The organism is Streptomyces sp. H39-C1 (genome assembly GCF_027158125.1).
Classification (GTDB): domain Bacteria; phylum Actinomycetota; class Actinomycetes; order Streptomycetales; family Streptomycetaceae; genus Actinacidiphila; species Actinacidiphila fildesensis.
Window position 1 is genome coordinate 1 of sequence record NZ_JAPVLS010000220.1, and the last position, 2,525, is coordinate 2,525.

Genomic DNA, 2,525 nt, shown 5'->3' on the forward strand with positions numbered 1-2,525 from the left:
CACCGGCGGACCCTCCGGCGGGCTGCGGACGTACAACGTCGGCAGCGGCACCGTCCACTCCGTGGGCGACATGGCCGCCGCCCTCGCCACGGCCACCGGCGGGCCCGCCCCCGTCACGACGGGCGAGTACCGGCTCGGCGACGTCCGGCACATCACGGCCTCGTCCGCGCGCATCCGCACCGAACTCGGCTGGGCGCCGGCCGTCGGCTTCACCGACGGCATGCGGGACTTCGCCCGGGCCGCCCTGCGCGGGGCCGCAGCGCCCGCCCCGGCCTGACGTCAGCCCGAGGCGGCCGGCAGGACGACCTCGAAGCGGCAGCCGCCCGGTACGTTGCGCACGGCCGCGTGGCCGGCGTGGGCCTCGACGATGCCGCGGACGATCGCGAGGCCGAGTCCGGCCCCCGCGGGAGGCGTCCTGGCTCCGGTGCCGCGCCAGCCGGTGTCGAAGACCCGGGGGAGATCGTCGGCGGGGATGCCGCCGCAGCCGTCGGTGACCGACAGGACCACGGAGTCGGCCTCGCGGTGCGCGGAGACGGCGACGGTTCCGTCGGCCGGGGTGCGGTGGATGGCGTTGGCGAGGAGGTTCGCGAGCACCCGCGTCATCTCGCGGCCGTCGACCTCCACCGGCACGGACTCGACGCCGTCGCCGATCAGCCGGACCCCGTGCTCGCGGGCCAGCGGATTGGCGCCGGCGATGGCGTCGCCCACCAGGTCGTAGACGGACATCCGGGACGGCGCCAGGGCGAGCACTCCCGCCTGGATGCGGGAGAGTTCGAAGAGATCGCCGACCATGCCGCTGAGGCGTTCCACCTCGGTCCTGATCTGCGCGTGGTAGCGCGCGGGGTCCTCCGCTATGCCGTCCTCCAGCGCCTCGGCCATGGCGCGCAGCCCGGCGAGCGGGGTGCGCAGATCGTGCGAGATCCAGGCCACCAGCTCCCGGCGGGACGCCTCCAGCGCGCGTTCGCGCTCCCGTGACGCGGCGAGCTTCGCGCTGGTGGCGGCCAGTTCGCGGCCCAGGTCGGCGAGTTCGGCGGTCGGCGCCCCGGCGGGCGCGGCGAAGATGTCGCTGTCGCCGAAGTCGCGGGTGGCGGTCGCCAGCGCGCGGCTGCCCGCGACGACCCTGCGGCCGAGCAGCAGGCTCACGCCCAGCGAGACGACGGCGGCCATCGCGCAGACCGTTATGACCACGCCGAGGTCGTGCGAGGACAGGAACATCGCCCAGGCGACCGAGAGCGTGCCGGCGAGCATCGCCGCCACCGTGACGGCGGCGACCACCGCGAGCGACAGCGCCACCGACCGGTTCCGCAGCAGCCGCAGTGCCAGCGCGCCGAGGAGCCCGGCGGCCGCGGCGCCGAGCGCCGCGTAGGCCGCGATCAGCAGGACGTCATGCATCGGGATTCACCGTTTCCTGTGCTGCCTCAGGTGCTGCCTCGGGTGCTGCCGATTCCGCCACTGCGGGCACGGGATCCGCAGGGGGAGTGCCGGGTGGCGGGTCGAAGCGGTAGCCGACGCCCCAGACCGTGCTGATCAGCAGCGGCCGGGCCGGATCGGCCTCGACCTTCTCGCGCAGCCGCCGTACGTGCACGGTGACGGTCGACAGATCGCCGAACTCCCAGCCCCACACCCGCCGCATCAGCTCCTCGCGTCCCAGTACCCGCCCGGGGTGCCGGAGGAAGAACGCGAGCAGGTCGAACTCACGGATGGTCAGGGCGAGTTCCGTGCCGCCGTGGGTGGCGCGCCGGGCGGCCGGGTCCAGGGCGAGCGGCCCCGACCGCAGCCAGGGGCCGGCGGGCGGCGGTGTCCCGGCGCGGCGCAGTACGGACTCCACGCGCAGTACCAGCTCGCGCGGGCTGAACGGCTTCGTGACGTAGTCGTCCGCGCCGACCTCCAGACCGAGGATCCGGTCGTCCTGGTCGCCGCGGGCGGTCAGCATCACGACCGGGACGGGGCCGCGCTCGCGTATCCGCCGGCACACCTCCAGCCCGTCCAGGCCGGGCAGCATCAGATCGAGGACGACGAGGTCCGGGCGGACGGCGGCGGCACGGGCCACCGCGGGGGGTCCGTCGGCGGCCCGGTCCACGGCGAAGCCCGCGCGCCGGAGGTATCCCGCGACGACTTCGGCGACGGTCGGATCGTCGTCCACGACGAGGATGCGGCGCTGTGCGGGTTCGGTGGTCACGCTTCGAGTCTGGCACCGGGCGCCGGGAGCGGGCTCCCGGGTGGGGGCTCAGGAGTCCGATGTACGTGTTTCGTAAGGATCCAAAGCCCGGAATGTCGGTTTCTGCTTCGTAGGGTGAGGAGCGTGACCAACCCACCGACACCGCCCGTCGACGTCGTACTGCCGTGCCTGGACGAGGCCGGTGCCCTGCCCTGGGTGCTGGAGCGCATTCCGTCCGGCTGGCGGGCGATCGTCGTCGACAACGGCTCGACCGACGGCTCCGCCGTCCTGGCCGCCTCCCTCGGCGCGACGGTGGTCCGCGAGCCGGTGCGGGGCTTCGGCGCCGCCTGCCACGCCGGACTGCTCG

3 protein-coding genes and 1 pseudogene are annotated in these 2,525 nt (G+C 74.8%); 2 read left to right on the plus strand and 2 right to left on the minus strand.

Going from position 1 to position 2,525, the window contains the following annotated elements; all coding sequences use genetic code 11:
- Positions 1–277, plus strand: a pseudogene (locus O3W51_RS47710) (NAD-dependent dehydratase); the annotation flags it as partial.
- A 2-nt stretch (positions 278–279) separates the two neighbouring features.
- On the opposite strand, the gene O3W51_RS47715 reads toward O3W51_RS47710, so the two are convergent.
- On the minus strand, positions 280–1,392 hold the full coding sequence (locus tag O3W51_RS47715; protein ID WP_138355529.1) for a sensor histidine kinase: 1,113 nt from the start codon (positions 1,390–1,392) through the stop codon (positions 280–282).
- Entirely contained in the window at positions 1,385–2,152 is a 768-nt protein-coding gene (locus tag O3W51_RS47720; protein ID WP_331284173.1) for a response regulator transcription factor, read from the minus strand. The genes O3W51_RS47715 and O3W51_RS47720 overlap by 8 nt, the downstream gene beginning before the upstream one ends.
- Positions 2,153–2,293: 141 nt before the next feature.
- Between O3W51_RS47720 and O3W51_RS47725 the strand changes: the two genes are divergently transcribed.
- The coding region (locus O3W51_RS47725; RefSeq protein ID WP_269290335.1) for a glycosyltransferase at positions 2,294–2,525 on the plus strand (232 nt) is incomplete at its 3' end.